We start from the raw sequence: 25,799 nt of genomic DNA, 5'->3' as shown, positions 1-25,799 counted from the left end.
CGTATGAACATCTGCTGTTCGCGGTGTGATATGTCCTGTTCGGGTGGCCGGCCAGGTTAACAATGACTCTACGATCGCCCCGTGGATTGGGCGGTTCTGGCCGGCGGCGCGGCCGTCGGTACCGGCGGCGGGCTCGCCGCCGGACTGCTCCTGGCGCGAGCCCGGGCACGACAACTGGCATCCGCCACGGCATCCCGCCGTGGCGGGCAGCTCACGCCGACCTCCGGGAGGCCGTCGATCGTCGCCAACGACACCGCCGCGCCGGCACCGCAGCGCGGGGTTCTCGACTCGTTGGCCCGCAAGAGCCTCGACTCGCTGCGGGTCGGCGTGGTGGTGCTCGACGCCACCGACGTACCGGTCCTGATCAACCCGGCGGCCCGCGCGATGGGGATGCTCCGGGCCGGGCCAACCCCGGGCAGCATCACCGCGCATCCGATCATCCGCACCCTCGCCGGGCAGGTACGCCGCACCGGGGTACGCCGGGAGGTCGAGCTCGACCTGCCCCGGGGCCGGGAGGGCGGCGCCCAGGACCCGCTCGGCGTGCACCTGCGCGCCGTCGGCCTCAGCGGCAACCACGTCGCGATCGAAGCCGCCGACGTCACCGAGTCGCACCGGGTGGCCCGGGTCCGGCGGGACTTCGTGGCCAACGTCAGCCACGAACTGAAGACCCCGATCGGTGCGCTGCAACTGCTCGCCGAGGCACTGCTGGACGCCACCGACCCGGACAGCGCGGTCGCCGACCCTTCCGAGGACGTCGCCGCCGCCCGCCGCTTCGCCGAACGGATCCAGCACGAGTCGACCCGGCTCGGCCGGCTCGTCAACGAACTGCTCGAACTGACCCGGCTGCAGGGCGCCGAGCCACTGCCCGCGCCGGACCCGATCGCCGTCGACTGGGTGCTCGCCGAGGTGGTGGACCGGACCCGGACCACCGCCGCCGCCCGTCGCATCGAGGTGGTGGTGGGCGGCGAACGCGGGCTGACCGTCTACGGCAGCGACAGCCAGATCGCCACCGCCGTCGCCAACCTGGTGGAGAACGCCGTCGCCTACTCCGGGGAGGGCACCCGGGTCACGGTGACCATCTCCCGTGGCGACGACCACGTCGACATCGCCGTGGCCGACCAGGGCATCGGGATCGCCCCGGACGACGTCGACCGGATCTTCGAGCGGTTCTACCGGGCCGACCAGGCCCGGTCGCGCACCACCGGCGGCACCGGACTGGGGCTGGCCATCGTGAAACACATCGTCACCAACCATGGCGGTCGGGTCGAGGTGTCCAGCACATTGGGTGGGGGGTCGACGTTCACCCTGCGGTTGCCCGCCAGCCCGCCGGACGCCGCCCTGCCGTTGCCCGAATCGGTTGAGATCGAGCTTGGTCCGGCCGCGTCTGACCAGGTCTGAGCGATCAGGCCGGACACACGGAAGGAAAGATCAGTTGGCCCGCGTACTCGTGGTCGAGGATGAGGAATCGTTCTCCGACGCGCTCTCCTACATGCTGCGCAAAGAGGGGTTCGAGGTCTCGGTCGCGCCCACCGGCACGGTGGCGCTCACCGAGTTCGACCGCACCGGCGCGGACATCGTCCTGCTCGACCTGATGCTGCCGGAGATGTCCGGCACCGAGGTCTGCCGGGAGCTGCGGCAGCGTTCCCGGGTGCCGATCATCATGGTCACCGCCCGGGACAGCGAGATCGACAAGGTGGTCGGGCTGGAGATCGGCGCCGACGACTACGTCACCAAGCCGTACTCGCCCCGGGAACTCGTCGCCCGGATCCGCGCCGTGCTGCGCCGGCAGAGCACCGAGGCCGCCGAGCCGGCCACCCCGACGCTGAGCGCCGGCCCGGTCCGGATGGACGTCGAACGGCACGTCGTCACGGTCGCCGGCACCTCCGTGCAGTTGCCGCTCAAGGAGTTCGAGCTGCTCGAACTGCTGCTGCGCAACGCCGGCCGGGTGCTGACCCGGGGGCAGCTGATCGACCGGGTGTGGGGTGCCGACTACGTCGGCGACACCAAGACGCTCGACGTCCACGTCAAGCGGCTGCGGTCGAAGATCGAACCGGAACCGTCGGCACCGCGCTACATCGTCACGGTCCGTGGCCTGGGCTACAAGTTCGAGCCCTGACCGGCGGCGTACCGCCGGCCCTGGCCGGTAGTCGGTCGCCGCGCCGTTCGGTCCGCGCGCCGCGCTGGTCAGTCCACCTGTCGCGCGGCCGGCGGGCGGCGTGTGGGGGTGGCCGGATGGGCCGCGACCAGGCCGCGCCGCGCCCGCGCGGCACACAGCTCGGCCAGCCGGGCGTACGCGGCCTTGCCGATCAGCGCGGTCAGCTCCGGTTCGTACGAGCGGTACATCGGTTCGGCGCCCACGTGTGCCTCCGGCGACGAGGTGCACCACCAGTCCAGGTCGTGGCCGCCGGCACCCCAGCCCCGACGGTCGAACTCGGTGAGCGTGGAGACCAGCACCTTGCTGCCGTCCGGCCGCTTGGTCCACTCCTGGTCCCGGCGCACCGGCAGTTGCCAGCAGACGTCGGGCTTGTACTCCAGCGGGTGCACCCCGTCGCGCAGCGCCTGCGCGTGCAGGGCACAACCGCCGCCGCCGGGGAAGTCGGCGTCGTTGAGGAACACGCACGGCCCGTCGGCGGAGCGCGTCGCGGTACGCCGGGCCGGGTTCTCGCCGTCGACGGTGTCCAACTCGGTGTAGTTCTTGAACCCGCGCCGGTGGTGCTGCCAGGTCTGCGGGGTGAGCCGCTTCGCCGCCGCCTTGACCCGGTTCTCGTCGTCGGCGTCGGTGAAGAACGCGCCGTGCGAGCAGCAGCCGTCGGCGGCCCGACCGGCGATGATGCCGTGGCAGGACTGCCCGAACACACACGTCCAGCGCGACAGCAACCAGGTCAGGTCGGCGCGGACCAGATGGGTGGCGTCGGCCGGATCGGTGAACTCGATCCACTCCCGGGCGAAGTCGAGACCGACCTCCCGGCTGCGGGGGTCGGCCGGGTCCTCGACCAGTACGCGGAGCTCGTCACGGCGTGCCACCTGGCCAGCGTACGCCTGCCACCGCAGGTGGGCTGGGCAGGCGGCCGGCACGGTGCGGGAGACCGCCGGCATGCCGAACCGGCGGTACGGCGGTCGGTTCGCCGGGCCGGTGGTCGGTTCGCCGGGTTGGCCTAGGGTGATCACATGCGACTGGGTGTGCTCGACGTCGGTTCCAACACCGTGCACCTGTTGGTGGTGGACGCGCACCCCGGCGCCCACCCGTGGCCGGCGCACTCGGAGAAGTCGTTGCTGCGGCTGGCCGAGCAGATCGGCCCCGACGGCGCGCTCACCCCGGCCGGCGCGGACGCCCTGGTCGCCGCGGTCGTCACGGCCCGGACGGCGGCCGACCAGTGGCAGACCAGCGAACTGATGGCGTTCGCCACCTCGGCCGTACGCGACGCCACCAACTCGGCGGCGGTGCTCGCCCGGGTCCGCGCCGAGACCGGTGTGCACCTGCAGGTGCTCTCCGGCGCCGACGAGGCCCGGATGACGTTCCTGGCGGTCCGCCGCTGGTTCGGCTGGTCGGCGGGACGTCTGCTGGTGCTCGACATCGGTGGCGGGTCGCTGGAGCTGGCCGCCGGCATCGACGAGGAACCGCACCTGGCCCAGTCGCTGCCGCTGGGCGCCGGCCGGCTGACCCGGGAACGGCTCGGCGTCACCCCGTTCACCACCAGCCCGCCGCCGGCCGCGTTCGTCACCGAACTGCGCGAGTACGTCGACGACCAGGTGCAACCGCTCATCCCGCAACTGCAGGCGCAGGGCTGGGACCGGGCGGTCGGCACCTCCAAGACGTTCCGGACGTTGGCACGGCTCACCGGGGCGGCACCGTCGAGCGCCGGGCTGTGGGCGCCGCGTCGGCTCACCCGTACCGGCCTGCGGCAGGTGACCGGCTTCATCCGGCACATCCCGCCGGCCGAGCTGCACGAGCTGGAAGGGGTCAGCGCGAGCCGGGGGCACCAGTTGCTGGCGGGGGCGGTGGTGGCCGAGTCGGTGATGCGCCAGCTGGGAATCGAGAGCTTGGACATCTGCCCGTGGGCGTTGCGGGAAGGGGTGATCCTGCGTCGGATGGCGCAGCTGGAACCCGCTCCGGGCTGGGGTCCGGATCACCGATCGGCGGAGCGCACCACACCGGGCTAGGCTGGCGACGTGACCTCCGCGGTACCCGTACTGCTCTCCAGCTCCTCGGTCTTCCCCGAGCCGACGGCGGCCGCTTTCGAGCTGGCCGCCGCCCTCGGCTACGACGGCATCGAGGTGATGGTCTGGACCGACGCGGTCAGTCAGGACGCCGGTGCGCTCAAGGGCCTCGCCGCGCACTACGGGGTGCCGGTGCTCGCCGTGCACGCCCCCTGCCTGCTGGTCACCCAGCGGGTGTGGAGCGCCGACCCGTGGGAGCGGCTGCGCCGCTCCGCGGTGCTCGCCGAGACCCTCGGCGCGCCGACCGTGGTGGTGCACCCGCCGTTCAGCTGGCAGCGTGACTACGCACGTACCTTCGCCGACGGGCTGCGGACCCTGCAGGCCGCCCACCCGGACCTGCGGTTCGCGGTGGAGAACATGTTCCCGGTACGGATGGCCGGCCGCGAGTTCGTCCCTTACCAGCCCGGTTGGGATCCGACCACGGTCGGCTACGACTCGTACACCCTCGATCTGTCGCACTGCGCGGCCTCCCGGGCCGACGCGCTGGCCCTGGCCGACACGATGGGCGGCGCGCTCGGGCACGTGCACCTCGGCGACGGCAGCGGCCTCGGCCGCGACGAACACCTGGTCCCCGGCCGGGGCAACCAGCCCTGCGCCGAGCTGCTCGGCTCGCTGGCCGGGCGCGGGTTCCGGGGCGCGGTCGCCGTCGAGGTCGCCACCCGGGGTGCCCGCAGCCGTACGCTGCGCGAAGCCGACCTGCGGGAGGCGCTCGACTTCGCCCGCCGGCACCTGACCGTGCCCGGCGGTGGCCAGGACGCCGCCGTCACCGGCGACCGGCGGTCAGGAAACCGGTAACGCCGGTCAGGGCGGCGGCGAGCGCCGGTCAGGGCAGCGGCGAGCGTCGGTCAGGAGACCGGTTGCAGGGAGGTCTCCTCGGCGGCCCGTTTACGGGCCCGGTGCGCCGCGACGTGCGACCGGGTCGCGCACCGCTCGGAGCAGAACCGGCGGCAACAGTTCGACGAGGTGTCCAGGTAGACGTTGCCGCACCGGGCGTCCGCGCAGACGCCGAAGCGGGAACTGCCGTACTCGCACAGCCACACCGAGAGTCCCCAGACGGCGCCGGCCAGATACTCGGAACTGACCGACGCGCCGCGACTGGTCACGTGCATGTGCCAGTCGTTGGCGTCGTGCCCGGAGATGCGTGGCTGGACCGGGTACGCCTCCAGCAGGGTGTTCAGCTCGGTGACCGCGTCACCGTCGCGACCGGTGGTGCCGTACTCGAAGACGTCCCGCAGGCGTTTGGCCGCCCGCCGGAACACCGGCAGGTCCCGCTCGGCGACCTCGTCGAGCATCCAGACGTGCTCGCCGTGGAACAGCGCCTTCAGGTCGTCGAGGTCAGCGAGCGGGGAGTTGACCAGATCAACCGCGGTCCGCGCGTACGCGTCGAAGTCCACCAGACAACCGTAGACGATTCAGCCGGCCCGGTGGGCCGCCACGTAGTGCGGCAGGAAGCGGGCGTAGCCGTCGGTGATCAGGCCGCTGCTCTCCCGTAGGCCGGCGCCGGCCGACTCGCCCGCGACCACCCAGCTGCCCAGCACCAGATGGTTGCCGTCGAACGCCGGCAGCGCCTGGAACTGCTGGTAGCACCAGCCTTCCGCGCCGTAGTCGCCCGGGCTGTGCACCTCGCCGGAGCGGGTCACGATGCGTACCGCCGCGCCTTCGCGGCCGAGCAGCGGCTTGGCGACGTACTCCGGCATGTCCCGGGGGCCGTCCAGGTACGCCGGCAGCAGGTACGGATGGTCCGGGTACAGCTCCCAGAGCACCGCCAGCAGCGCCTTGTTGGACAGCAGCAGCTTCCACGCCGGTTCGATCCAGGTCGTCGGGGTGCCGGGTTCGAGCGCCAACCGGCCGTACGGCTCCGCGAGCATCCACTCCCACGGGTAGAGCTTGAAGCAGGTCGTCACCGGCTGGTCGGTGTCGTCGACGAAGCGTCGGCCGTCCCAGCCGATCTCCAGCATCGGCAGCAGATGCGGTGCCAACCCGGCCTGCCGGGCGGTCTCCGCCAGGTAGCCGGCGGTCATCAGATCCTCGCCGGTGGTCTCCTCGCTGGACCAGGCCACGTGCAGCGTCGGCTGGTGCAGCCCGGCCTTGATCTGCGCCCACGCCGTGACCAGCCGCTCGTGCAGGCTGTTCCACTGGTCCAGTTCCGGGTGGGTGTCCTCCAGCCAGTACCACTGCACGATCGCCGCCTCGACCAGGGCGGTCGGGGTGTCGGCGTTGTACTCCAGCAGCTTCGGCGGCCAGGAGCCGTCGTACCAGAGGTCGAACCGGCCGTACAGGGTCGGTGGCTGTTCGCGCAGCGACCGGGCGACCGCGTCGGCCGCCCACGCGGGGATGCCGAAGTCGGCGTACCGCCGGTGGGCCACCACGTGTTCGGCGGCGGCCACCGCCATCCGGTGCAGCTCCTCGGTCGCCTCCTCCAGCCGCAGCACCTCCGGCAGTTCGAGCGCGTAGCAGGCGGATTCGTCCCAGTAGGACATCACCGCGCCGTCGGGCAGCTCGGTGTCGACGTACACGAGGCCCTGTTCGCGTACCGTCGCGTCCCAGCCCGCGCGGGGTCGGCAGACCTCCCGGCGCACCCTCAGCCGCCGCAGGAGGCGAGGTGGGTGCCGAACCCGCCCCGGTCGGGCACGGCCGCCGTCGGCGCCGCCGATCCGGCCCGGTCCACCAGGTCCGCCGCCGATCCGGTCGTCAGCGTGCCGGCGGCCAGCGCGACCACCGCGGTGCCGCCGCCTCCGACGCCCATCGACCGGTCGTCGTCGCAGTCGTCGTCGGAGACCATGTTGCAGCCGGAGAGGCTGAGCGCCAGCGCGGTGAGGGCGCCGAGCTGGACGCTGGTCGAGCGGAGCCGGCGCGGGGAGATCTTGTCCACGGTCCTGTTGTAGCTCACCGGTGCACGCCCGGCACACGCGCCACCTTGCGCGCTGCCCGAGCCTGTCGTGACCATGGGCGTTACGCTCGCCCCATGCTTCGCTCGGTCATCCTCGCCGCGTCCCGGTCGACCACGATCGAACGGCTGGTCGCCACCACACCGCTGAGTCGTGACGTGGTCCGCCGGTTCGTCGGCGGCACCTCGATCGACGAGGCTTTGACCGCCGGTGCGCAGCTCACCGGCACCGGCCTGACGATCAGCATCGACCACCTCGGCGAGGACACCACCACCGCGGAACAGGCCAGCGCGGTACGCGCGGAGTACCTGGCGCTGCTCGACGCGCTGGACCGGGCCGGTCTGGCCGTCGGCGCCGACGTCAGCGTCAAGCTCTCCGCCCTCGGGCAGCGTTTCGACGAGCCGGCGGCGACCGAGCACGTCCGGGCCATCTGCGCCGCAGCGACCGGCGTCGACTGCACCGTCACCCTCGACATGGAGGACCACACCACCACCGACTCGACGCTGGACGTGCTGCACACGCTGCGGGCGGAGCATCCGCGTACCGGGGTGGCCGTGCAGGCGTACCTGCGGCGGACCGAGGCGGACTGCCGCGACCTGGCCACCGCCGGGTCGCGGGTCCGGCTGTGCAAGGGGGCGTACGCCGAGCCGGAGTCGGTGGCCTACCAGGCCGCGATCGACGTCGACAAGTCGTTCGTCCGCTGCCTCAACATCCTGTTCTCCGGCCCCGGCCACCCGATGGTCGCCACCCACGATCCCCGGCTGATCGCGATCGCCGAGGACCGGGCGCGCTGGTTCGACCGGGCCCCGGAGGAGTTCGAGTTCCAGATGCTGTACGGGGTGCGCCCCGCCGAGCAGACCCGGCTCGCGGCGGAGGGCTACACCGTGCGGGTCTACCTGCCCTACGGCACCGACTGGTACGGATACCTGATGCGTCGACTCGCCGAGCGCCCGGCGAACGTGGCGTTCCTCGGCCGCGCACTGCGGTCCCGCAGCTGACCGGGGCGCGGCTGACCGGGGCGCGGCGTCGGCGGCGCCGACCGGCGGCCCCGGGCCGGATTTCGATCACCGCCGTGGCCGTATCATTCGGCGGGTGACCGACCGGCAGGATCCCGCGCCGACCGATCGACCGACCGCCGATCCGGCTGGGAGCGCTCCGGCCGAGGGCGGACCCGTCAGCGCGGAGCCCGCGCCGGCCGAGCCCGCTGGAGCCGAGCCGGCCAAACCAGTCGAGCCCGCTGGAGCCGCGCCGGCCAAGCCAGTCGAGCCCGCTGAGCCCGCTGGAGCCGAGCCGGTCAAGGCGGCGGCGAGCGGGCCGGGCGTGCCTCGCGAGCGGCGGTGGTCGGTGTGGCCTGTTCTCGGGGTGGTCGCGACGGTGTTGTTCTGCGCCACGCCGGTGGTCGGGGCGGTGGCGCTGGTCGACCGGCTGCCGGCACCGGACCCGCCGCGTACGCAGCCGCCGGTCGCCGTACCGACGGGACCTCCGCCCAGCCCGCAGCCCGGTGACCCACCGGAGGCGACCCAGGCGTGGCTGCGTACCCAGATCGGTGTGTTGCTCGACCAGCAGGCCGCCGCGCTGCTCGCCGGGGACGAACGTGGTTTCCTCGCGGTCGCCGCTGCGGGCTCGCCGGCCCGCGACGACCTGGCCCGACAGTTCCGCACGCTGCGGGCGATGAAGGTGACCGCCTGGCGTCCCACGATCAGCATGCTGCCGACCGCGTTCGACCCGGACGTGGCCGGCGGCGGACCCACCCCGTCACCGTCGGTGCCGGCCGGTTCGCCGACGCCGACGCCGGCCAGTTCGCCGACGCCGTCCGGGTCACCGGGGTCGACGCCGATGCCGACTTCGTCCGCGACACCGTCGCCGTCGCCGTCGCCGTCGGTTACGGTGACGCCGTCCGCGACCGTGCCCGGCGGGTCCGGGTCGACAGCGGGCAGCCCGGCCACCCAGTGGCGGCTCCTCGTCAGCTACCAGCACTGCTTCGTGGTGCCGTCCTGCCAGACCAGCCCGGTCGTGGTGGGCCAGCGGTGGAGCACAGACGGTGACCGGCTGCAACTGGTCGCGGTCGAGCCGTCGCTGACCCTGCAGGACGGGCCGCGGCCCTGGGAGGTCAGCGAGCTGGTGGTGGCGACCGGCAACCGTACGCTGGTGGCGACCACCCCGGCGGACCGTGACCTGCTGCCCGGACTGCTGCGTGACGCCGAGGAGGCGGCGCTGGTCGCCGACCGGTACGCGGTCACCGGCACCGCCCCCGACCGCTACCGGATCTTCTACGCCGGTGCCGACGAGTGGCGCCGCTGGTACGGCGGCGACCGGCCAGAGTGGACGGCCGGGTATGCCGTCGCGATCGGCGGCGGGCACTACGAGATCGTGCTCAACGGCACCAACCTGCGCGACGTGGTCCGCCCCGACCTGCTGCGCCACGAGTTGACGCACGCGGCGTCGCTGCCCGACGGCGGGCACCGCGAACGCGCCGCCTGGTGGCTGATCGAAGGGTTGGCTGAGCACGCGGCGGCCGGCGGCCGGCCGGTGGTCCGCTACGAAGGGCTGGCCAACGTCCGCCGGCTGGTGCTGGAGCAGGACTGGCAGGGCCCGCTCAGCGCGGTGGAACCGACGGCCGACGCGGAGAACTGGCAGGTCAGCGCCGGCTACGGGGTCGGCTACCTGGCGGTACGCCACCTGGTCGACCGGTTCGGGGAGGAACGCACGTTGGCGTTCTTCACCTCGGTGGTGCACGACGGGCTGGACCTCGACGAGGCGGCCCGGCTGCAGTTCGGCGAACCCTGGGAGGATCTGCACCAGGGCTGCGTCGACTACGTACGGCAGGCGGCTGCCTGATCACACACGGTGTTCCGGTGGGCAGTGCCCGGTGGTTCGCCGACCGCGCATGGTGGTCGCCCGTACGGGTGTCGCCGCCCGCCCGCCCGATGTCAAATGACGGAACGGATCGCGCCGGTCACAGCGACCCCGCTACCGTACTGGTAACACGTGCGTTGCCCGTCGCGGCGGGGAAGGGTCCCGTCGGGCGGCACGCGCCGGGGAATGGGATGGGTTGGTGAACCATGGCAGGATCACCACAGTCCGAGGGCAGGCTGTCGGAGGTCACGTTTCTCACCGTCGCCGAGGTGGCGAAGGTGATGCGGGTGTCCAAGATGACTGTCTATCGACTCGTGCACTCCGGGGAGCTGTCCGCCGTCCGGGTCGGTAGGTCGTTCCGGGTGCCCGAGCACGCGGTGCACGAGTACCTGCGGGGAGCTTTCCGGGAGACCGCCTAGCGACTCGCCCGGACACTGCGGCGCCAGCGCGACACCCGGTGTTGCCGGGGTCGCGTTGGTGCTGTTGACACGTGCGGGCTAGGCTTGACGCCGACCGTACCGTCGCACGGGTGGAGGTCCGCCCGCCGACCCGGTCGGTTGTCCAGTTCGGTCCACGTGCTTGCTGCGGTGACGCGGCGCACGGATCGACCCGTACCTGTGTTGGGAAGGCTTTCGTATGGGCTCCGTGGTCAAGAAGCGCCGCAAGCGTATGGCCAAGAAGAAGCACCGCAAGCTGCTGCGCAAGACCCGCGTCCAGCGTCGACGTCTCGGCAAGTGACCGCCGCCGGGCCTCGGCCCGGCTTGTTCGCGCCGCGGTCACCCACCGGCATTGGGAGGACCGCATGGTGAGGACCGGATGGTGAGGTCCCCGACCGTCGTGGTCACCGGGACCAGCCGGTTCATCGGCGCCCGGGTCGCCGGTCGGCTCGCCGCCGACCCCGGCGTCGGCCGGGTCATCGGTCTGGACCCCGCCCCACCGGTGCGGGACTTCGCGGACCTGCTGCGCGACGTCGACCAGGTGCGCGCCGACGTCGGCGCGGCCGGCGGCATCATCGCCGACCTCGACGCACACGCCGTGGTGCACCTGGCCGTGGTCAGTGGCCCGGACCAGCAGCACGGCGGGCGCGCGGCGATGAAGGAGCAGAACGTCATCGGCACGATGCAGCTGCTCGCCGCCTGCCAGCAGGCGTCGGGGCTGCGCAAGCTGGTGGTGCGCTCGTCGACGGCGGCGTACGGTGCCTCGTTCCGCGACCCGGCGGTCTTCACCGAGGAGACCGAGCCACGCGAGGTGCCGCGCGGCGGCTTCGCCCGGGACATCCTCGACATCGAGTCGTACGTGCGTGGCTTCCGGCGACGCCGCCCGGACGTCACCGCCACCGTACTGCGCTTCGCACCGTTCATCGGCGCGACCGCCGAGACGAGCCTGACCCGCTACTTCGCGCAGCCTGTGGTGCCGACTATCTTCGGCCGGGATCCCCGGCTGCAGTTCGTGCACGTCGACGACGCCCTCGAAGTGCTGCACCGCGCGGTCGTCGAGGACCATCCCGGCACGTTCAACGTCGCCGGGCCGGGGGTGCTCACCCTGTCCCAGGCGATCCGGCGGGCCGGGCGGGTCGCCGTACCGGTGCTGGAGCCGGGCCTGGCCACGGCGGTCGGCTTCACCCGTAGCGTCGGGGTGGGGCGGTACGGGTTCGACCAGATCGATCTATTCGTGCACGGACGGGTCGTCGACACCAGCCGGCTGACCCGTGAGTTCGGCTTCACCCCGCGATCCACCGCCGAGGCGTTCGACGACTTCCGCCGGGCCCACCCGGCCGGCGCGATGCTCGACGCCGACCGGCTCGCCGTCGCCGAGCAGGCGGTCCTCGACGGGATCCGGCGGATCCGTCGCGGGCGCGGCGCCGGCACGGCGCAGGAGCTGATGTGACGGATGCCGACGTGACGGAGCCCGACCACGGCGGCAGCCCCGCCGGCCAGCCGGCCGTGCCCGACCAGCCGGGGGACGTCTGGGACCAACGGGTCGCCGCCGGGTTGGCGTTCCTGCGTCGCCGACTGGCCGGTGACTACGAGGTGGACGAGTTCGGCTTCGACCCGCAGCTGACCGAGAGCGTCTTCCAGCCGGTGCTGCGGGCGCTGTACCGGGAGTGGTTCCGCACCGAGGTCTTCGGCGTCGAGCACCTGCCGACCAAGGGTGCCGGGCTGGTCGTCGGCAACCACTCGGGCACCGTCGCGTTGGACGCGATGGTGCTGTCGGCGGTCCTGTACGACTCCCATCCCGAACGCCGACATCTGCGACTGCTCAGCGCCGACCTGGTGTTCCGCCTGCCGTTCGTCTCGGAGTTGGCGCGCAAACTCGGCGGCACCATGGCCTGCAACCCGGACGCCGAGCGGCTGCTGGTCGGTGGCGAACTCGTCGGCGTCTTTCCGGAGGGCTTCAAAGGCGTCGGTAAGCCCTTCTCGGAGCGTTACAAGCTGCAACGGTTCGGCCGGGGCGGCTTCGTCGCGGCGGCGATCCGCACCGGTGCGCCGATCATTCCGGTGGCGATCGTCGGTGCCGAGGAGACCTACCCGCTGCTCGCCGACATCGCACCGCTGGCCCGGCTGCTGCGGCTGCCGTACTTCCCGGTGACACCGACGTTTCCGTGGCTCGGGCCGTTGGGGCTGGTGCCGTTGCCCAGCAAGTGGCTGATCGAGTTCTGCCCGCCGATCCCGACCGCCCAGTTCGCCGACTACGTCGACGATCCGTTGGTGGTGTTCAACCTCGCCGACCAGGTCCGGGAGACGATTCAGCAGGCGGTGCACCGGCTGCTGGAACGCCGCCCGGATCCGTTCGGCCGCTGACCGCCGCCGGCGCCCGCCGGCCTGGCCGCCGGTCGGTCTCAGTCGAGCAGGGTACGTAGGTCCAGCACCTGCCAGCTGGTGGTCTCGTTGTCGCCGACCGACCACCAGAGCACACCGCCGCGGCAGAGCACGATGCCGACCTCGTCGGCGACCACGACCGCCTCGTCCCGCTGCAGGTCGTAGACGATCAACTGTTGGGCGTTGGTGAGCGCGTTCGGCGCCGCCGACAGCGACAGCACCTCGAACCGGTCCAGTACGGCGACGTCGATGGTGCTGGCGGTGACCGTGCCGTCGCCGATCCGCCGGCGGTCCGTACCGTCGGGGCGCATCAGGTCGATGCGGCCCGGTCCGTCCGCTGCCAGCACCAGCACCCGACACCAGCTCGGCCCGCAGGCGACCAGCTCGGTCGGGCCGGCCGGGACGTCGGTGATCCGGCGCTGCTCCAGGTCACGGACCCGGATCGGGCCGGTCTCGCCGCTGCCGGCGCTGACCATCATCGGCCAGGCCGACAACGCCCAGGCCCCCGGATCGGTCCGTACGTCGACCGCGCCGCCGGCCAGCGGCACCGACCGCAGCTCGGTCGCCGGCTCCGGGTCGGGTGCCACGGCCACCCAGTGCAGCCGGCCGTCGTTGATCACCATGTCGTACTGGGAGTTGAAGAAGACGACGTCGCCGGTGTCGGTGGTGAGCCGCCGTGGCGCGGCGTCGCCGGCCCATTCGGCGGCCCACATCTCGGTGCGGCCCTGCCCGGCGGCGTCGGCGACGGATTCGGACCAGGCCAGGGTGGGCCCGTCGACGGTGAAACCGCCGTACTGCGGGGTGCTGCTCAGCGGCAGTTGGCGCAGCTCACGGACGTTCTCGCCGGTGCGGACCACCAGCCGCAGCGCGGTGCCGTCCGGGCTGGGTGAGGTGCCGACCGAGGCGCCGCCGTCGAGGAACAGCACCGGGCTGTACGCCGGCCCGTCCGGCAGGTTCGCCGACAACTCGACGACCTCGGCGTCCGGCCAGACCTCGGTCAACGTACGGAGCCGGTCCGGTGCGTCCGGTGACGTCGGTCCGGCCTGCGGCAGCGCGACCAGCAGTACGGCGGCCGCCACCGCGGCGGCCAGGCCGGCGAGGTGCCAGGGGCGGGGTCGGCGGTGCCGCCCGGCCGGCTGGCTGGGCGCCCCGGTCGACTCGACCGGGCGTGCGGTGACCGTCACCCCGATGACCTTCCTGACGTCGTCGTTGTCGGTGCCGGCCCGGTCAACCGGACGCCCGGCGGCGGCGAAGGGCCAGGCCGGCCGTCACCGCGCCGGCCAGGAAACCGGCGGCGACCGTCGACGGTACCGCGATCCGCGCCGCCCTGCGACCGGTCCGGAAGTCGTGGACCTGCCAGTCGCGTTCCCGGGCCTGGTGGCGCAGCGCCGTGTCCGGGTTGACGGCGACGGCGTGCCCGACGGCCGACAGCATCGGCAGGTCGTTGACGGAGTCGCTGTAGGCGCTGCACCGGTGCAGGTCGAGCCCTTCGACGGCGGCGAGCTGTACGAGCGCCTCGGCCTTGGCCGGCCCGTGCATCAGCTCGCCCACCAGCCGACCGGTGTACGCACCGTCGACGACCTCGGCGACGGTGCCGAGCGCGCCGGTGAGCCCGAGCCGCTGGGCGATCACCCGACCGATCTCCACCGGGGTCGCGCTGACCAGCCACACCCGTTGGCCGGCGTCGAGGTGCCGTTGGGCCAGCTCCCGGCTGCCGGCCCAGATGCGCGGGGCCATCAGCTCGTCGAAGATCTCCTCGGCCAGCCGTTCGACGTCGGTCACCCGCCAGCCGGTGACGAACGCCAGGGCCGCTTCCCGGGCCCGGGACAGATCGCCGGCGTGTTCCGCGGCGAGCAGCCGGAACCGGGCCTGTCGCCAGGCGAACTGGGCGAGGTCGGCCGTGGTGAAGTAGTTGCGGGCGGCCAGGCCACGGGCCAGCCAGTAGATGGAGGCACCTCGCAGCATGGTGTTGTCGATGTCGAAGAAGGCCGCCGCGCGGGGGTGCGGTGTCGTCGGCGGGGTGCCGTCAGGTGCGGCGGTCGCCCACCCCGTGGTCCGGCCGGCGGCGTCGGTGCTGATGGTCAGCCTGCGGGTACGGCCCACGCCAACATCACTCCGTCCATCACCGGCTCCGGTCGCCCTCCCAGCGAGGTTAGCCCGTAGGGCCGGGGCGACGAGGTCGGCCCGCCGGGCCGGCGGGTTCCCGTCGCCGGCATGCCGATCGGGGCCTGCGACCGCGCTGTCGTCAGGCCCCGATCTGGTCTGGGCGACCGCCGCCATGGCTGGCCGGGTCAGCTGCCGTTCACCGGTCGCCGGGGTTGTCCTTGACCGCCGGGCGGGGGGTGTGGGGCAGGGCCGGCTCGGCGTCGCCGACCTGCGGCTCGGCCAGGGTCGGCTGCTGTGGCGCGGACGACGGCTGACCGGTCAGCGGCGGCTGGTCGGCTCCGGCGGCGGGCGCGATGCTGGTGGCGGTGACGTCGGTCGGCACCTCGGTCGCCGGCGGGACCGGTTGCTGAGTTTCTGCCCGGTTGCCGGGGGTGGTGGACCGCTGGTTGGGCTGGCAGGTGACCGGCAGCGGGCCGAGGACGTCGTAGCTGGTGACTGTCGCGGACGGGGCACAGGTCAGCCCGTTGCGCAGGGCCTGGGTCCGGGCGCGTACCGAATCCAGCAACGTGACGGTGCCGGCGGCGCGGGTGGCGGTCGCGCTGGCACCGGAGGCAAGTTGGCGCAGTGTCGCCCGCTGGGCGGTGACGAAGGCGTCGATCGCGTCCAGCGGTGCCCGGTCGCGGTGTTCGGTGGCGGCGGTGGTGAGCAGACGTACCCCGTGGCGGATCTGCTCGTCCATGTCGTCGAGTACGGCGGCGAATGCCGTCGGCTGGTCGTGCACGATCCGGGCTTCGGCCATCCGTACCTCGGCGAACCCGAGGAAGAGCTGGCCACGGGTGGTGTCGGAGTGGGCCAGCGCCAACTGGGCGCGTTCGGTGGATCGTTTCATCCCGTACAGGGTGTCGCCCGGCAGGGCCTGCTCGGTGGCCGCGGACATGCCGGAGACGGTGATGGCACCGGCGGCCACGGTGGCGATGATCACCGCACGGGTCCGGGCCCGTCCGGCGGCCCGGCCGGCCGCACCCTTGGCGGTACGGACCGCGGTCCGGGCGGGGCGGGACCGGCGGGGGAGCGGGTGCTCCGGGGCGGCACGGGCGGTGACGCCGATGCCGTCGCGTTCGGCGGTCTCGATCAGCAACGAGCGCAGGTGGGCCCGGAAGTCCGGATCGACACCGTCGACCGGTGACGCGGGTAGCTCGGCCATGCGCTGGCTGATGGCGGCGAGCCCGGCCAGTTCGTCGTCGCGCGGATCGCGGACGTGGTGCCGGCCGCTGCTGTCGGTACGGTCGAGAAGTTGTGCGAACCGCTCGGCACGTCGGCGAAAGAGCGTGAGCTTACTCATCGCGGGCACCTCCCTTCGCAGGTCACGGCTGCGGCGACGGTGTCACCGCCGTCCGGTGCGACCACGGCCGGGCGGGTTGGGGAGGTCACCCCGTGCGCCTGGCGCGGTGCCTGGTGGCTGGTGCCGCGATGGCGCCACCGGTCGCATCCCAAGAAACGGCTGACTCGCCACTTGGGTTACGGGTCGGTGGCGAGAATCATCACTACCGGTAACCGATATTGCTTCCCGTGTTGGGTTCGTCACGCGTGGAAACCGTCGGGTAGAAGTCGGGCCAGCGCCCGTACCGCGCGGTACTGCAGGGCCTTGATCGCGCCTTCGTTCTTGCCCATCGCCCGCGCGGTCTCGGCGACCGAAAAGCCTTGTAGGAAGCGCAGGACGATGCACTCCTGCTGCTCGGGGTTGAGTTGCTTGACGGCGGTCAGCAGGGCGACGTTGGTGATGTGGTCGACGACTGCGGCCTCGGGGCTTCCCTCCGGCCCCCGATCCTCGCGCTCCGCATCCATTACGTCACCCGTAGTAACTTCCAGTCGGTACCGGCCCGACTTGAAGTGGTCCGCCACCAGGTTGCGGGCGATCGTCACCAGCCAGGCCCCGAGGTCCCGGCCCTGCCAGGTGAAGCTGCCGATCCGCTTGAGGGCGCGCAGGAAGGTGTCCGAGGTCAGGTCCTCGGCGAGCTGCCGGTTGCCGACCCGGAAGTAGATGAACCGGAACACGGTGTCGACGTACCGGTCGTAGATCAGCCCGAACGCCTCGGTCTCGCCCGCCTGAGCGCGCTCCACCAGCCCCCAGACCTCGCGGGCGGGGTCGGACGGGTCGGGCCGGGCCGGATGGTCACCGGGCGGCGTACCCCCGGACCGACTGCCCTGGTCCGGGATGACCGGCAGAACCGCGGTCTCCGCGTCGTTGCCGTCCGGCTGGGTCGGCATCGTCGGCCGGGCCGGGGTGGTCACCGTGCCGCCGATCGGCATGGCGTTGCCGCCCGGCTGGTGCCGGCCGGGCACCTCGTTGGGGGCCGGGGTCCGTTGCCTGGCGCGTCGGGTGCCCCCGTCGCCGCGCATCGTGATGCTGAGCATGTCGTACATCGACTCGCGCAGCAGGGCGAGCCCTTCGACGAGAGCCACCTGGGCGGCGCGCACCTCGCGGCTGACCGCCGGTCGGGCCAGTGTGGGGGAGCAGACACTCATCGGGCGTCCTCCGTTCCTGCCCGTGGCGACCGGGCCAGCAGATGGGCCTGGGCACCTGGCTCGGTGAGATGGGTGCCGGCACCGGCACGCGCCGGTGCGGCGGCGGAACGCTCCGTCGACCGACACACCTCCCTGAGGTGGTGGTGCGGTGCGATAACGGGCACAGCGGCCTCCTCGGGCGCAGGGGTGGCGACTCACGGCAAAACGGGTGAGTCGACCCAAGGCGATGATAGGGCCAACGTCACCCAAGCGTGTGGAGTCCGTTACACAACGACGAAGTATTTCTGCCGGACGGCGTGCGCATGTCGCACATGCTGTGCGCTGTCAGTTACCCGACGCAATGGTTGTCGGGAAGCGGTACGCTTCCCGGCGTGTCGCGCCCCACCCCACGTCTGACCCTGATCACCCGATCCGGCTGCCACCTGTGCGAGGTCGCGCGGGAAGCGATCGCCCGGGTCGCCGCGCAGACCGGTGAGGAGTGGGTGGAGCTCGACGTCGACAGCGACATCGAGTTGGAGCGCGACTTCGGGGAGCGACTGCCGGTGGTGCTGCTCGACGAGCGCGAGCACGGCTACTGGCGGGTCGAGGAGGACCGGCTCCTGGCCGACCTGCGTCGCCCCGGTACCGTGCGGCCGTGACCGCTGACGACCGGCACCTGGTGTGGGACTGGAACGGGACCCTGCTCGACGACCTGTCGTTGGTGGTCACCTGCACCAACCAGGCGATCGCCACCGTCGACGGTCCGGTGCTCACCCCCCAGCAGCACCGCGTCGCCTTCCGCCGACCGGTCGCCGACTACTACGCCGACGTGCTCGGCCGGGCAGTCGACGCCGAGGAGTTCGGTCGCCTCGACCGGATCTTCCACGACGCGTACCGGGCCGGGCTGACCAGCTGTGCGCTCGCCGAGGACGCCGAGCGGGCGCTACGTACCTGGCCGGGCAGCCAGTCCCTGCTCTCCATGTGGTTCCACGACGAACTGGTGCCGTTGGTCGAGACATACGGACTGACCCCGACCTTCCGCCGGATCGACGGACTGCGCGGCGCGGTCGGCGGCGACCGCAAGGCCGCACACCTCGCCCGGCACCTGGCGGAGCTGGACGTGGCACCGGCCGACACGGTCCTGATCGGCGATTCGATCGACGACGCGGACGCCGCCGAGGACGTCGGTGCAACATGCATCCTGTACGCCGGTGGCTTCACCGATCCGGACCGGCTGCTGGCCCGGGGGGTGCCGGTGGCCCGGACGCTGACCGAGGCCGTCGCACTGGCCGGTCAGCCACGCAGGTAGGCCAGTACCGCCAGCACCCGGCGGTGCTGCTCGGTGTCCGGCGGCAGCCGCAGCTTGCCGAAGATGTTGTTGACGTGCTTCTCGACCGCACCGTCGGTGACCACCAGTTGACGGGCGATCGCCCCGTTGGAGCGCCCCTGCGCCATCAACCCGAGCACTTCGTGCTCGCGCGGGGTCAGCGTGCGCAGCGGATCGTCGCGCCGCCGTCGCGCCAGCAACTGGCCGACCACCTCCGGATCCAGCACGGTGCCCCCGGCCGCCACCCGGGCCAGCGCGTCGAGGAACTCGGCGATCGCGGCGACCCGGTCCTTGAGCAGGTACCCGACCGCGCCGGCCCGGTCGGCGAGCAGGTCGTCGGCGTAGGAGACCTCGACGTACTGGGACAGCATCAGCACCGGCGCGCCGGGCAGCTCCCGCCGGATCGCCACCGCGGCCCGCAGACCCTCGTCGGTGTGCGACGGTGGCATCCGTACGTCGATGATCGACACGTCCGGACGTAGCGCGCTCACCGCCGCCACCAGGGCCGGGCCGTCGCCGACCGCCGCCACCACCTGATGGCCGTGCTCGGTGAGCAGCCGGACCAGACCCTCCCGCAGCAGCACCGAGTCGTCCGCTATCGCCACCCGCATGGATGACATGTCTACCACCGGCCGGTCAGTCGGGAAGCTCGGCGTGGATCTCGGTCGGCCCGCCCGGTGGGCTGGTCACGGTCAGCGTCCCGCCGTGCGCCCGGACCCGGTCGGCCAGGCCGGCGAGCCCGTGGCCCTTGGCGACGTGCGCGCCGCCGCCCCCGTCGTCGGTGACCGTGATCGTCAACCGGTCGGCGAGCCGGTGCACGGTGACGGTGCACCGGCTGGCGCCGCTGTGCTTGGCGACGTTGGTCAGCGCCTCGGCCACGACGAAGTACGCGGTGCTCTCCAGCGCCGGCTCGGGGCGGTCGGTGGGCGTGCCCAGCTGCGGGTCGATCGACAGGTCGACCGGCAGCAGGCCACGCCCGGCGAGTGCGGCGAGCGCGCTCGGCAGCCCCCGGTCGACCAGGACGGGTGGGGCGATCCCCCGGGACAGCGCCCGTAGCTCGGCCAGCGTCTCCCGGGTCTGGGCGACCGCCTCGTCCAGGGCCGCCCCGGCGGCGTCCGGGTCGACGGCCAGCTGTTCCCGGGCCCGGCTGAGATCCATCGCCAGGCGGACCAGCCGCTGCTGCGGCCCGTCGTGGATGTCGCGCTCCAGGCGGCGCAGGGCGATCGCCTCGGCGCTGACCGCGGCCTGCCGTTGGTCCTCCAGCACACTGATCCGGTCCTGCATGGCGGCCATCCCGGTGAGCATGGCCCGAGCGAGCACGGCCGACAGCAGCGCGCAGCCACGGACCACGATCGGCAGGGTGACGACGAAGAACAGGCCGATCAGGGTGTGCAGGACGACGTCGGTGGCGGCCGCGTCGCCGAGCCCGAGCAGCTCGGCCAGGCCGTCGCTGTCGTCGGTCGGCAGCAGCCAGGCGTACGCCCAGTACGACGAACCCGCGACCGCGGCGGCCCACCAGCTGAGGGTGACCGTCGCGCTGGTCAGAGCGACCGGGAACCGCAGTACGGCGAACGCCAGGTCGAGCCAGGACTGCGGGTCGGTCAGCGGCAGCAGCACCCGCCGCCAGGTGCCGGTGTGCGGGCCGGCGGCGGCGTACCGGGCCCGGGCCGGCGGGGCCGGCAGTATGGCGGCGATCCGGTGCCGTTCCAGCTGCGCGAGGCCCCGGACGGCGTACAGCGTGCCGGTGAGGATCGGCAGCCCGACCACGGTGACGACCAGACCGAGCCCGACGGAGAGGCCGACCACACCGACGACGAAACTCACCAGCGCCAGGGGCAGGCCGACGAGTACGTACCCCGAGTCGGTGACCAGCCGGCGCAGCATCACCCCGGTGGGTGCGGCCGCCGGTCGTGGCAGGGGTTCCAGGGGAGGGGTTGCGGTGGTCATGTTGGTCACGCTATGTGCCCCCGGGGCGGCCGGTCACTGGCGTTGGCTGGCCGATCGGGGTGGGGTTGCCCCTACCCGGTCCGGAGCGTCTGCCGACAAAAAGTCGGAAATTGGGAATAATGGGGCTGCTGTCGTAGTGGGTGACAGTGGTGACGAGCAGCAGGCAGAGAGCGGTCCGTCCACCGCCATTGAGCAAGATCGCGATTTGTGCACGCCTTCACAAGCGCCTACGCTGTAACCCTGACGAGCCCCGATAGCACAACAGGTGACGGCGGTCGCCACAGGGGGCACCGGACTGACCGGCCGGGCCGGCGGGTCAATTATCGCATCGCACGGAGACACATTGAGTCAGCACCGCGAGCCAGGCGCGTCCGGCCGGGTCGACGCCGTTCCGGCGCTGCCAGACCTCCCGGAGGCGACGGTCGCCCGACTCCCGGAGTACCTCCGCGCCCTGCACGCCCTCGCCGAGGCCGGTCACGAGACGGTCTCCAGCGAAGGGCTGGCCAGCGCCGCCGGGGTCAACTCCGCCAAGTTGCGCAAGGACCTCTCCCAGCTCGGCTCGTACGGCACCCGGGGCGTCGGCTACGACATCACCCTGCTGATCGAGCAGATCGAGTACGTCCTGGGGCTCACCCACCGACGGGCGGTCGCGCTGGTCGGCGTCGGCAACCTCGGTCACGCCCTCGCCGGTTACGCCGGCTTCGCCAGCCGGGGCTTCCGGATCGCGGCCCTGTTCGACGCCGACACCGCCCAGGTCGGTGAGCAGATCAACGGACTGGTGGTCCGGCACATCGACGACCTGCCGACCGTCGCGGCCGAGGAGTCCATCGCGATCGGCGTGATCGCCACCCCGGCGACCGCCGCGCAGCAGGTCGCCGATCAGCTCGTCGCCGCCGGTGTCACCAGCATCCTCAACTTCGCTCCCTGCGTACTGGCGGTTCCCGCCGGGGTCGACGTCCGCAAGGTCGACCTCGCGATCGAGCTGCAGATCCTGTCGTTCCACGAGCACCGCAAGTCGGCGTCGTTCCGGGAGCGCCGCAGCTCGGCGTTGACCGCCATCCCCGGCGGGCTGGACGCCACCGTGACCGGCTCCACCGGCCCGGCCAGCTACGACGACGCCCCAGCGGAGGCGGTTGGCTCATGAATCTTCTCGTCGTCGGCGCGTCCTACCGGACCACGCCGGTCGCCACCCTGGAACGGCTCGCGGTCGCCCCGGCCGAGGTGCCCGCCACCCTGCGTCGGCTGCTCGCCCAGCCGTACGTCGACGCGGCCGTCGTGCTCTCCACCTGCAACCGGGTCGAGATCTACGCGGCGGTCACCGGCTTCCACGGCGGTCTGGCCGACATCTGCGCGGTGCTCGCCGAACGTTCCGGCAGCCAGCCCAACGACCTCGCCGAGCACCTGTACGTGCACTACGGGCAGGCCGCCGTCGAGCACACCTTCCGGGTGGCCGCCGGACTCGACTCCATGGTCGTCGGCGAGGCGCAGATCCTCGGCCAACTGCGTGACGCCTACCACGTCGCCAACGACGCCGACGCCACCGGCCGCCTGCTGCACGAGCTGATGCAGCAGGCGCTGCGGGTCGGCAAGCGGGCCCACGCCGAGACCGGCATCGACCGGGCCGGGCAGAGCGTCGTCAGTGCCGCCCTGCGGGTCGGTGCCGATCTGCTGCCCGGCGGGCTGCTCGGCCGGCGGGTGCTGGTCCTCGGGGCCGGGGCGATGGGCGCCCTGGCGGTCGCCACCCTCGCCCGGCTCGGCGTGGCGTCGATCCAGGTGGTCAACCGGCGTGACGACCGTGCGGTCCGCCTCGCCGGCAGCTACGGCGCCACCGCCGTGCCGTACGCCGACCTGACCACGGCGTTGGTCGACGTCGACCTGGTGATCACCGCGACCGCCTCGACCGAACCGGTGCTCACCCGGCAGACCGTCGCCGCCGTCCTCGCCGGGCGGTCGGGCGACCGGACCGGGCCGCTGGTCCTGCTCGACCTCGCCGTTCCGCGCGACGTCGAGCCGGCCGCCGGTGAGCTGCCCGGCGTCGCGGTGATCGACATCGACGGACTGGCCGACGCGCTCACCGAGGCGCCGGCCGCCGCCGACACCGCTGCCGTCGGCCGGATCGTCACCGCCGAGGTGGAGGCGTTCCTCAGCTGGCTGCGCGGCGCGGACGTGGCCCCGACCGTGGCGGCGTTGCGCGGGCGCGCCGACGACGTGGTCGGCGCCGAACTGCGCCGGCTGGCCCAGCGCCGGCCGGACCTGACCGACGAGCAGCGGGCCGAGGTGGCCCACACCGTGCACCGGGTCGTGCAACGCCTGCTGCACTCGCCGACCGTGCGGGTCCGTCAACTCGCCGCCGAACCCGGCGGTGACCAGTACGCCGCGCTGCTGCGGCAACTGTTCGACCTGGAGGTGCCGGGCACCTCCACCGCCGGCGACGTCCCGGACCTGACGGCGGCTGGCGTCCCGGACCTGACGGCGGGCGCACCTGGCGTGACCGGCGACGGCGCCCCGGAGCATGGAGGTGACCGGTGAACGCGCTGCGGCTGGGCACCCGGGGCAGCGCGCTGGCCATGGCCCAGTCCGGCCGGGTCGCCGCCGCGCTGCGCGCCGCCACCGGCCGCGACGTCGAACTGGTGGAGATCGTCACGGCCGGCGACCGGTCCTCGGCACCCGTGGCCGCGCTCGGTGTCGGGGTCTTCGTCTCCGCGCTGCGCGACGCCCTCGCCATGCGGGAGATCGACTTCGCGGTCCACTCGTACAAGGACCTGCCCACCGCCGGCCCGGCCGGGCTGCTGATCGCGGCGGTGCCGCCCCGCGAGGATCCCCGCGACGCGCTGCTCAGCCGGGACGGCCGGATGCTCGCCGAGCTGTCACCCGGCGCGACCATCGGCACCGGGGCGCTGCGTCGCATCGCCCAGCTGAACGCGCTCGGCCGCCAACTGGCGGTCACCCCGATCCGGGGCAACGTCGACACCCGGATCGGCCGGGTCCGTGGCCCGCAGGCAGATCTCGACGCGGTCGTGCTGGCCCGGGCCGGGCTGGCCCGGCTGGGGCGCCTCGACGAGATCACCGAGACCCTCGACCCGATGCTGATGCTGCCCGCTCCCGCCCAGGGAGCGCTGGCCGTGGAATGCCGGGCCGATGACACCGACCTGGTCGAGCTGCTCAGTGTGCTCGACCATGCACCGACCCGGGCCGCGGTCGACGCGGAGCGGTCGTTGCTGGCGACGCTGGAGGCCGGGTGCAGTGCACCCGTCGCGGCGTACGCCGAAGTCGCCGAGGGGGATGACGGCGACGAGATCTATCTGCGTGGGGCGGTGATCAGCCCGGACGGACTCCGGGAGATCCGCCTGTCGCGTACCGGTCCCCCGGACACCGCCGCCGAGATCGGTAAGGCACTCGCCGCCGATCTGCTCGACGCCGGTGCCGACACGATCCTTCCGGGGACCACGCCCGGCGGCCCGACCGGGGCCGCGCAGGTCGGGGTGGTCACCCAGCGACCTTCAGCGCCCGATCGGTCCGGCGCGACGACCCAGAACATGGGGAGCATAAATGACCCGCACCCGTAAGCTCGCAGGCCACATCGCGTTCGTGGGGGCCGGCCCCGGCGACCCGGGCCTGTTGACCCGCCGGGCGCACGACGCCCTGGTCGAGGCCGACCAGGTGGTGTTCGACCGTGCCGTGCCGGAGAGCCTGCTCGCGGCGGTCCGCGCCAACGCCAAGGCCGACGCCCAGCTCAGCCCGGCCGAGGGCGCCCCCGGCGACGTGGCCAAGGTGCTGATCTCCGCCGCCCGCTCCGGGCAGGCGGCGGTCCGGCTCGTCGCCGGCGACCCGTTCGGTCACCACGGCGTGGTGACCGAGGTGCAGGCGGTCGCCCGCACGGCGGTGCCGTTCGAGGTGGTGCCCGGGGTCAGCCAGGCCGAAGGGGTGGCCAGCTACGCCGGGGTCCCGCTGCCGGGGGTACGGACAGTGGCCGACGTCGACGACACGGCCGGTCTGGACTTCGACGCGCTCGCCGCCGCGATCGGCCGGGGCTCGTTGGCCGTCGCCGTGGACGCCGGTGAGCTGGCCGCCGTACGGGACGGACTGCTCGCCGCCGGCGTCGACGGCGCGACGTCGGTCGCGGTGACCGGCGACGGCACCGGCGAGACCCAGTACACGACCACGTCGACCGTGGACAACTTCGTCGCGGCGGCGCTCGGCTTCACCGGCCGGGTGGTGCTCACCCTCGGTGCCGGGGTCACCGAGCGGGACAAGCTCAGCTGGTGGGAGAACCGGCCGCTGTACGGCTGGAAGGTGCTCGTTCCCCGGACCAAGGAGCAGGCCGGGGTGATGAGCGCCCAACTGCGGGCGTACGGTGCCATCCCGTGTGAGGTGCCGACGATCGCCGTCGAGCCGCCCCGTACCCCGGCGCAGATGGAACGCGCGGTCAAGGGCCTGGTCGACGGCCGGTACGCCTGGGTGGTGTTCACCTCGGTCAACGCCGTACGGGCGGTGTGGGAGAAGTTCGCCGAGCACGGGCTGGACGCCCGCCACTTCGGCGGCGTCAAGATCGCCTGCATCGGTGAGGCGACCGCCGACGCGGTCCGTGACTTCGGCATCCAGCCTGAGCTGGTGCCGGCCGGTGAGCAGTCCTCCGAAGGGCTGCTGGCGGAGTTCTCGCCGCACGACGAGATCCTCGACCCGGTCGGCCGGGTGCTGCTGCCGCGCGCCGACATCGCCACCGAGACCCTCGCCGCCGGGTTGACCGAGCGCGGGTGGGAGGTCGACGACGTTACCGCGTACCGGACGGTGCGGGCGGCGCCGCCGCCGGCCGAGATCCGCGACGCGATCAAGTCCGGTGGCTTCGACGCGGTCCTGTTCACCTCGTCGTCGACCGTGCGCAACCTGGTCGGTATCGCCGGCAAGCCGCACGCCCGCACGGTGGTCGCGGTGATCGGCCCGAAGACCGCCGAGACCGCCACCGAGTTCGGCCTGCGGGTCGACGTGCAGCCGCCGCACGCCTCCGTACCGGACCTGGTCGAGGCGCTCGCCGGTTACGCGGTGGAGCTGCGGGAGAAGCTGGTGGCGATGCCGGCGAAGCAGCGGCGCGGTTCCAAGGTGCAGGGTCCGACCGCGCTGCGGTTCCGCTGAGCA

General features: G+C 72.8%; 24 protein-coding genes and 2 pseudogenes. 16 read left to right on the top strand and 10 right to left on the bottom strand.

Annotated features, from left to right (window positions below):
• Positions 1–81: 81 nt before the first annotated feature.
• Both ACN28F_RS12025 and ACN28F_RS12020 read left to right on the top strand, forming a co-directional pair.
• Positions 82–1,398 carry a sensor histidine kinase gene (locus ACN28F_RS12025; RefSeq protein WP_421357756.1) on the top strand — a complete coding sequence of 439 codons (1,317 nt, stop codon included), beginning with the start codon at positions 82–84 and terminating at the stop codon, positions 1,396–1,398.
• Between the two features lie 34 nt (positions 1,399–1,432).
• On the top strand, positions 1,433–2,116 hold the full coding sequence (locus tag ACN28F_RS12020; RefSeq protein WP_421357754.1) for a winged helix-turn-helix domain-containing protein: 684 nt from the start codon (positions 1,433–1,435) through the stop codon (positions 2,114–2,116).
• 68 nt (positions 2,117–2,184) lie between these two features.
• Here ACN28F_RS12020 and ACN28F_RS12015 read toward each other — a convergent pair whose 3' ends face one another.
• Positions 2,185–3,024, bottom strand: a complete 840-nt coding sequence (locus tag ACN28F_RS12015; protein ID WP_421357752.1) for a hypothetical protein — start codon at positions 3,022–3,024, stop codon at positions 2,185–2,187.
• A 144-nt stretch (positions 3,025–3,168) separates the two neighbouring features.
• On the opposite strand from ACN28F_RS12015, the gene ACN28F_RS12010 reads away from it, so the two are divergent.
• Both ACN28F_RS12010 and ACN28F_RS12005 read left to right on the top strand, forming a co-directional pair.
• Positions 3,169–4,161, top strand: a complete 993-nt coding sequence (locus ACN28F_RS12010) for a Ppx/GppA phosphatase family protein (protein ID WP_289208062.1) — start codon at positions 3,169–3,171, stop codon at positions 4,159–4,161.
• A 9-nt stretch (positions 4,162–4,170) separates the two neighbouring features.
• The gene (locus ACN28F_RS12005; RefSeq protein WP_289208061.1) at positions 4,171–5,013 is read left to right on the top strand and encodes a sugar phosphate isomerase/epimerase family protein; all 843 of its coding nucleotides are present in this window, start codon (positions 4,171–4,173) and stop codon (positions 5,011–5,013) included.
• A 50-nt stretch (positions 5,014–5,063) separates the two neighbouring features.
• Here the strand turns inward: ACN28F_RS12005 and ACN28F_RS12000 are convergent, their stop codons facing one another.
• The 3 genes from ACN28F_RS12000 to ACN28F_RS11990 are packed head-to-tail and all read right to left on the bottom strand — an operon-like array spanning position 5,064 to position 7,090.
• Positions 5,064–5,612, bottom strand: coding sequence for a CGNR zinc finger domain-containing protein (locus ACN28F_RS12000; protein ID WP_289208060.1), 549 nt, complete (start codon positions 5,610–5,612; stop codon positions 5,064–5,066).
• An 18-nt stretch (positions 5,613–5,630) separates the two neighbouring features.
• Positions 5,631–6,797, bottom strand: a complete 1,167-nt coding sequence (locus ACN28F_RS11995) for a glutathionylspermidine synthase family protein (RefSeq protein WP_421357749.1) — start codon at positions 6,795–6,797, stop codon at positions 5,631–5,633.
• A gap of 2 nt (positions 6,798–6,799) precedes the next feature.
• The gene (locus ACN28F_RS11990) at positions 6,800–7,090 is read right to left on the bottom strand and encodes a hypothetical protein (protein ID WP_289208058.1); all 291 of its coding nucleotides are present in this window, start codon (positions 7,088–7,090) and stop codon (positions 6,800–6,802) included.
• A 93-nt stretch (positions 7,091–7,183) separates the two neighbouring features.
• Between ACN28F_RS11990 and ACN28F_RS11985 the strand changes: the two genes are divergently transcribed.
• The 6 genes from ACN28F_RS11985 to ACN28F_RS11960 all read left to right on the top strand — a co-directional run bounded on the left by ACN28F_RS11985 (position 7,184) and on the right by ACN28F_RS11960 (position 12,763).
• On the top strand, positions 7,184–8,104 hold the full coding sequence (locus ACN28F_RS11985; protein ID WP_421357747.1) for a proline dehydrogenase family protein: 921 nt from the start codon (positions 7,184–7,186) through the stop codon (positions 8,102–8,104).
• A 346-nt stretch (positions 8,105–8,450) separates the two neighbouring features.
• Positions 8,451–9,944, top strand: coding sequence for a hypothetical protein (locus tag ACN28F_RS11980; RefSeq protein ID WP_421357745.1), 1,494 nt, complete (start codon positions 8,451–8,453; stop codon positions 9,942–9,944).
• Between the two features lie 224 nt (positions 9,945–10,168).
• Positions 10,169–10,381, top strand: coding sequence for a helix-turn-helix domain-containing protein (locus ACN28F_RS11975; protein ID WP_282225378.1), 213 nt, complete (start codon positions 10,169–10,171; stop codon positions 10,379–10,381).
• Between the two features lie 217 nt (positions 10,382–10,598).
• On the top strand, positions 10,599–10,700 hold the full coding sequence (locus ACN28F_RS11970; RefSeq protein WP_007465623.1) for a 30S ribosomal protein bS22: 102 nt from the start codon (positions 10,599–10,601) through the stop codon (positions 10,698–10,700).
• Positions 10,701–10,778: 78 nt separating this feature from the next.
• Complete coding sequence (locus tag ACN28F_RS11965; RefSeq protein WP_421357739.1) at positions 10,779–11,849, top strand: NAD-dependent epimerase/dehydratase family protein; 1,071 nt, start codon at positions 10,779–10,781, stop codon at positions 11,847–11,849.
• 11 nt (positions 11,850–11,860) lie between these two features.
• Positions 11,861–12,763, top strand: a complete 903-nt coding sequence (locus ACN28F_RS11960) for a lysophospholipid acyltransferase family protein (protein ID WP_289208054.1) — start codon at positions 11,861–11,863, stop codon at positions 12,761–12,763.
• A gap of 38 nt (positions 12,764–12,801) precedes the next feature.
• Here the strand turns inward: ACN28F_RS11960 and ACN28F_RS11955 are convergent, their stop codons facing one another.
• From ACN28F_RS11955 to ACN28F_RS11940, 4 genes and pseudogenes are all read right to left on the bottom strand, one after another.
• Positions 12,802–13,965 carry a hypothetical protein gene (locus tag ACN28F_RS11955; RefSeq protein WP_421357737.1) on the bottom strand — a complete coding sequence of 388 codons (1,164 nt, stop codon included), beginning with the start codon at positions 13,963–13,965 and terminating at the stop codon, positions 12,802–12,804.
• A 43-nt stretch (positions 13,966–14,008) separates the two neighbouring features.
• Complete coding sequence (locus ACN28F_RS11950; RefSeq protein ID WP_289208052.1) at positions 14,009–14,884, bottom strand: HAD family hydrolase; 876 nt, start codon at positions 14,882–14,884, stop codon at positions 14,009–14,011.
• A gap of 457 nt (positions 14,885–15,341) precedes the next feature.
• A pseudogene (locus ACN28F_RS11945) lies at positions 15,342–16,229 on the bottom strand (DUF5667 domain-containing protein); the annotation flags it as partial.
• A 239-nt stretch (positions 16,230–16,468) separates the two neighbouring features.
• A complete protein-coding gene (locus ACN28F_RS11940; RefSeq protein WP_421361365.1) occupies positions 16,469–17,302 on the bottom strand; it encodes an ECF subfamily RNA polymerase sigma factor, BldN family in 834 nt (277 codons plus the stop codon).
• Between the two features lie 482 nt (positions 17,303–17,784).
• Between ACN28F_RS11940 and ACN28F_RS11935 the strand changes: the two genes are divergently transcribed.
• Complete coding sequence (locus ACN28F_RS11935; protein WP_289208050.1) at positions 17,785–18,051, top strand: glutaredoxin family protein; 267 nt, start codon at positions 17,785–17,787, stop codon at positions 18,049–18,051.
• Complete coding sequence (locus ACN28F_RS11930) at positions 18,048–18,701, top strand: HAD family hydrolase (RefSeq protein WP_421357734.1); 654 nt, start codon at positions 18,048–18,050, stop codon at positions 18,699–18,701. Before ACN28F_RS11935 ends, ACN28F_RS11930 begins: the two co-directional genes overlap by 4 nt.
• Here the strand turns inward: ACN28F_RS11930 and ACN28F_RS11925 are convergent.
• Positions 18,686–19,330 (bottom strand): response regulator, encoded by a 645-nt coding sequence (locus tag ACN28F_RS11925; RefSeq protein ID WP_421361363.1) that lies wholly within the window; start codon positions 19,328–19,330, stop codon positions 18,686–18,688. The two genes, ACN28F_RS11930 and ACN28F_RS11925, sit on opposite strands and share 16 nt — an antisense overlap.
• A 25-nt stretch (positions 19,331–19,355) precedes the next feature.
• Positions 19,356–20,666, bottom strand: coding sequence for a sensor histidine kinase (locus ACN28F_RS11920; protein WP_421357732.1), 1,311 nt, complete (start codon positions 20,664–20,666; stop codon positions 19,356–19,358).
• A gap of 343 nt (positions 20,667–21,009) precedes the next feature.
• On the opposite strand from ACN28F_RS11920, the gene ACN28F_RS11915 reads away from it, so the two are divergent.
• The 4 genes and pseudogenes from ACN28F_RS11915 (at position 21,010) to ACN28F_RS11900 (ending at position 25,796) form a co-directional block, all read left to right on the top strand.
• The gene (locus tag ACN28F_RS11915; RefSeq protein ID WP_289208047.1) at positions 21,010–21,810 is read left to right on the top strand and encodes a redox-sensing transcriptional repressor Rex; all 801 of its coding nucleotides are present in this window, start codon (positions 21,010–21,012) and stop codon (positions 21,808–21,810) included.
• Complete coding sequence (locus ACN28F_RS11910; RefSeq protein ID WP_289208046.1) at positions 21,807–23,195, top strand: glutamyl-tRNA reductase; 1,389 nt, start codon at positions 21,807–21,809, stop codon at positions 23,193–23,195. Before ACN28F_RS11915 ends, ACN28F_RS11910 begins: the two co-directional genes overlap by 4 nt.
• Positions 23,192–24,133, top strand: a pseudogene (gene hemC / locus ACN28F_RS11905) (hydroxymethylbilane synthase); the annotation flags it as partial. The gene ACN28F_RS11910 and the pseudogene hemC, both read left to right, overlap by 4 nt.
• Positions 24,134–24,215: 82 nt before the next feature.
• Entirely contained in the window at positions 24,216–25,796 is a 1,581-nt protein-coding gene (locus ACN28F_RS11900) for a uroporphyrinogen-III synthase (protein WP_289208045.1), read from the top strand.
• Positions 25,797–25,799: the final 3 nt, after the last annotated feature.

This window comes from Solwaraspora sp. WMMA2101 (assembly GCF_049179175.1).
Classification (GTDB): Bacteria; Actinomycetota; Actinomycetes; order Mycobacteriales; family Micromonosporaceae; genus Micromonospora_E.
This window is presented reverse-complemented; position numbering and strand designations above follow the sequence as displayed.

Coding starts and splice junctions, on each gene's coding strand:
- ACN28F_RS12010 (WP_289208062.1), top strand. CDS start 3,169: ATGCGACTGGGTGTGCTCGACGTCGGTTCCAACACCGTGCACCTGTTG.
- ACN28F_RS11975 (WP_282225378.1), top strand. CDS start 10,169: ATGGCAGGATCACCACAGTCCGAGGGCAGGCTGTCGGAGGTCACGTTT.
- ACN28F_RS11985 (WP_421357747.1), top strand. CDS start 7,184: ATGCTTCGCTCGGTCATCCTCGCCGCGTCCCGGTCGACCACGATCGAA.
- ACN28F_RS11910 (WP_289208046.1), top strand. CDS start 21,807: ATGAATCTTCTCGTCGTCGGCGCGTCCTACCGGACCACGCCGGTCGCC.
- ACN28F_RS11970 (WP_007465623.1), top strand. CDS start 10,599: ATGGGCTCCGTGGTCAAGAAGCGCCGCAAGCGTATGGCCAAGAAGAAG.
- ACN28F_RS11920 (WP_421357732.1), bottom strand. CDS start 20,666: ATGACCACCGCAACCCCTCCCCTGGAACCCCTGCCACGACCGGCGGCC.
- ACN28F_RS11940 (WP_421361365.1), bottom strand. CDS start 17,302: ATGCTCAGCATCACGATGCGCGGCGACGGGGGCACCCGACGCGCCAGG.
- ACN28F_RS11900 (WP_289208045.1), top strand. CDS start 24,216: ATGACCCGCACCCGTAAGCTCGCAGGCCACATCGCGTTCGTGGGGGCC.
- ACN28F_RS11925 (WP_421361363.1), bottom strand. CDS start 19,330: ATGCGGGTGGCGATAGCGGACGACTCGGTGCTGCTGCGGGAGGGTCTG.
- ACN28F_RS11965 (WP_421357739.1), top strand. CDS start 10,779: ATGGTGAGGTCCCCGACCGTCGTGGTCACCGGGACCAGCCGGTTCATC.